Below are 2,845 nucleotides of genomic sequence, written 5' to 3' on the forward strand. Positions count from 1 at the left end.
GGGTAAAGTATCTGGTGCATCTTTCCATCCTTCGGCTATTGCTTCTACTGCGGCAAGTCGCACAAATGAATCATCATCATTAGTTACCCATTCTTTGAGTAGGGGTAAAGTATCTGGTGCATCTTTCCATCCTTCGGCTATTGCTTCTACTGCGGCACGTCGCACAGCCCAATGATCATCATTAGTTACCCTTTCTTTGAGTAGGGGTAAAGTATCTGGATCATCTTTCCATTCTTCAGCTATTCCTTGCACTGCTGCTTGTCGCACAAACTCATCATCATGAGAAGTAGCCCATTTTTTGAGCAAAGGTAATATATCTGGATCATCTTGCCAATTAAAGGCTATTTGTCGTACCGCTACATATCGAACAATCGAATTATAATCAGAAGTTACCGTTTGTTTGAGTAGGGGTAGGGTATCTGAATCATCTTGCCAACCAAAGACTATTTGTTCTACTGCGGCATATCGCACAGCCGAATTATCATCATTAGTTACCCTTTCTTTAAGCCATGGTAAAGTATTAGGATCATCTTGCCAATTAATCGCGATCGCATTCACTGCTTTTACCCGAATTTCCCTGACTAATTTTGCCTCATCTCCATACTTTTCGTAAGAGTAAGACAAGTCATACTTCGTCAACCCTTTAATTTGAACGAGTAATTCACCATCCGTATCCGCAATTAAGTTTCGATTCCTCACCTCAGACAAACAATCCGCCGCCAAAAACACATTAGCAAACTTCTCACTTTCCCCCGACTGACTCCTCAAATACTCAATAATCTCACCCCCAAAACTCGACTCCACCATCCCGATAATCAACCGCAATACCTCATGCCAAGACTCATCCTGCCAATGCTTACCAAAAACCTCCTCTTTAAGCTGTGTCAAAGATAAAGTTTGCGTCTCTTTAAACTGCCAAACAAACTCCCAAGCGCAGAAATATTCCAAAAAAGTCCGATGGATGAAGGCATAATAATCCGCACCCAAATCGCATAAAATAAAATTACGACTCCGCAATTGATTTCTCAGCACCCGTGCCAATATTCGCGCCTGACTCACCTCTATCGTCTTCAAATAATCCGTAATAATCCGTTCCAAATCTGTCGCACTAATCAGATTCCCCGCTAACCCCTTCGTATTCCCTTGCATCTGATAAGCAACCAGCCGCAAAATTGCCTGCTTATCCTTATAATCAATCGTATTCGGCTCCAGACGGGCATCTTCAATTAATGCTCTTTCCACATCCCACTGATGGAGCAAAAGTCGGGAAGATTGGTTATACAATTCTGCCCTATCTCTCGGCAATTCCTGATTCCGATTTAAAATTGCCATCATCGTCAGTAACAGAGGATTCCCCGCTAATTCCTGAATCGCTTTCGAGGTATTAATTGCCCGTTGCAATCGTTCTTTTTTTCTCAGCTTATCTGCTTCATCGCTAAAAGTTAACTCATGCCACCGATAGACAAAATGCTCAATTTGTTTCTCATCCAAATCTTGCAGCATGAAGTGATGAAACTCCGCATCCCGCAACCGCTGCGGTTTATAACCAATGACGCGAGAAGTCACAATTACCTGAACATTGGGATACTCGTTAGTAAAGCGATGAATATCCGTAATTACATCTTCCCTTTTCCCAGGATCGAATACTTCATCCAACCCATCAAACATTACCAATACTTTACCAGTTTTTAGTTGTTCCTGGAGTTGATGCTGATTCAGATGAGAAATTGCCCCACTACTTTGATGGAAAAATTCCAGAAAGTTATGGCAATTTCCGTTATCCCGATTCCGCATATAGGTACGCAACTCAATCAGCAAGGGAATGGGGAGAGATATGACATTATTTAAAGGAGAATTTGCCCAGTTTAGCGCTAAGTATTGTAACAAACTGGATTTTCCCGCACCAGGATCTCCGAGAATGACAAGATATCGATGATTTGGCTTATCATTAATAATATCCAAAACAGAACAAATCGCCTGTTCCCCATAAGCCCGCCGATATCTTTCCAAATCTACTTCTTCAATATCCCCCTCAATATCCTTACTATCCCGCATTCGCCGCAAATGTTCCTTCGGCAACTGATAAACCTGCGGTAATAATCCATCGACGAAGCGGACATTTTGCGGTATAAATATTTTCCATAACTTCAATCTGTTATAAGCAGCCCCATCCGTATCCAAACTATCCAATTTCAGATTACCGTATTTTTCCAGAATCCCTTCCTGATATTGCCGCAAATCAAAAGCCGGAATAATTCCCGCCAATTCCCGCGTATTTTCCGCAATCGCCGCCAACTGCTGCGAATCAAAGATTTCCCGCAACTCGTCTGACTCCCGAATTAGGGCTTTCACCTTTTTCAGATACAGCTTCGTCACCAATTCCCAGTTAAAGCCATCGGGAAGGGCGAGTAAATTTAACTCTTGCCAAATTATCGGTAATGCGCTATAATGGGAATGGTGACTATTTTCAGCAAAAGCACCTCCCAAGATCCCCCGCACCCTTGGATTTGTAATAAATTGCTTTAACGGCTTAACATACTGCGGCAAATCCTCTTCCGGTACATCCGCCTCAGCCAACTTGTCTTGCACTAGTGCCAGAAATTCCTTCAGGGCTTTACCAGTTACCGTTTGTAGAGTATCTTTTTCAAATAATCCAGTAAAATCCTTAATCCGCTCTTTAAAAAAATCCTTGGTGTAATCTTCCAAAGCACCTTTCGCCAAAGGTGCTAAAACCTCTTTGAAAGCAAACCCCACCGCACTAGAAACTCCCCATGCCACTAACCAATCTAGCATAGTACTACCATCTGTTTTTTTCTAATTCTAACAATAGCGAATAAGTAAACCC

The 2,845-nt window shown here is 42.2% G+C and carries 1 protein-coding gene; it reads right to left on the reverse strand.

The window, feature by feature from the left end:
- Positions 1 to 2,793: NACHT domain-containing protein (locus tag NJ959_RS28095; RefSeq protein WP_254015061.1), on the reverse strand; the 2,793-nt coding region annotated here is incomplete at its 3' end.
- Between the last annotated feature and the right edge of the window lie 52 nt (positions 2,794 to 2,845).

The organism is Limnofasciculus baicalensis BBK-W-15 (genome assembly GCF_024178385.1).
In the GTDB taxonomy this organism is placed as follows: Bacteria; Cyanobacteriota; Cyanobacteriia; order Cyanobacteriales; family Coleofasciculaceae; genus Limnofasciculus; species Limnofasciculus baicalensis.